Below are 1177 nucleotides of genomic sequence, written 5' to 3' on the forward strand. Positions count from 1 at the left end.
GCAGGGCTATCGCATTTGGCTGATGAGGCTGAGCAAGTATGTGTCGTTCCATGCGGCGCGCTTGATTTTGGCGCGGATGGATCCCTTCGCGGTGTCGGCGCGCAGGAGGTTGAGAGCGAGGCGGCGCAGGAGGGCGAGGTTTTCGGCGGTGCGATCGTTGCGGGTGTGGATGCGATCTTCGGCAAGCGCCACGTCGAGCAGCCAATGCTGGTTGTTCTCGATGCTCCAATGGACGCGCACGAGGCGGAGCGCTTCGGCGGGTTCGACGGTGCGCGACAGGGCGATGTAGCGGGTCTGCCGCTCGGTGGTGTCGCCGATCCGGCGCAGGCTGTCGATCCGGGCCATGGCGGTGAGGCCGGGGAAGCGGTAGGTCTCGGCCCAATCGGGCACGGGCCGAACCCAGGCCGTGCGTGTCTCGTGGCGGCCATGAGCGGCGTCCGTCGTGATGGCGGCCTCGGCCGGGTCGGGGGTCGCGAACAGGTCCTGGGCGGCCCGATGCAGCGGTCCGCGATTGCCCTTGATGACCAGGGCATAAGCGCCGCCGCGCGCGCGGATCGCCTGGGCCGTGGCTCGGTTGCCGTGCAGGGCATCGGCCGTGACGGTGGCGGCCGTGAGGTCCAGAAGCGCGATGATGGCCCGGGCTGCCGTGACCTCGCTGCGGCCGGGCGCCCGCTGCACCCCGAGGACGAGACGCTGCTCGGCCGACCAGGCCGTGACCAGATGCAGGGGCTGCGTGCGCCGGGCTCGATCCACGGCCCCGCGCAGCGACTTGCCGTCGAGGGCGATGGTCTGGCCGCCGAGGCCGGCCTGCCCCGACAAGGCTTCGGCAAAGCGTTCCATGAAACGGCGGAAGGCCGCCTCGAACGGCTCCGGATCGAGCAGCCGGAACAGCCGGCTGAACGTGTCGTGGCTCGGGATGCCGTGCTTGAGCGCCAGCACCGAGCCGAGAAGATCGGCTTTGGCGGCGCCGAACTCGGCCATGTCGACGCAGGTCTCCGCGCCACACAGCACGGCCGCAAAGGCGATGAACAGGATCTCCGACAGGTCGTGCCGCGCATTGCCGGACCGAGGATCCGGAACCGCCGCGAAAAACACACCCAGACCGCCCATGCAGGATCTCCCGTGCTCCAGGAGACCTTAAAGAATCCAGTTCGCGCTTCGCCGAAAGACCCCGCTG

The 1177-nt window shown here is 69.2% G+C and carries 1 protein-coding gene; it reads right to left on the reverse strand.

Annotated elements, in window-relative coordinates; genetic code table 11:
* Positions 1-6 precede the first annotated feature (6 nt).
* Positions 7-1110 carry an ISAs1 family transposase gene (locus tag FV233_RS29505; RefSeq protein ID WP_147899645.1) on the reverse strand — a complete coding sequence of 368 codons (1104 nt, stop codon included), beginning with the start codon at positions 1108-1110 and terminating at the stop codon, positions 7-9.
* Between the last annotated feature and the right edge of the window lie 67 nt (positions 1111-1177).

Origin of the sequence: Methylobacterium sp. WL7, from assembly GCF_008040085.1 — a bacterium.
GTDB classification, from domain to species: domain Bacteria; phylum Pseudomonadota; class Alphaproteobacteria; order Rhizobiales; family Beijerinckiaceae; genus Methylobacterium; species Methylobacterium mesophilicum.

Excerpts from the sequence above, each read along its gene's own strand:
- FV233_RS29505 (WP_147899645.1), bottom strand. The coding sequence starts at position 1,110 with ATGGGCGGTCTGGGTGTGTTTTTCGCGGCGGTTCCGGATCCTCGGTCC.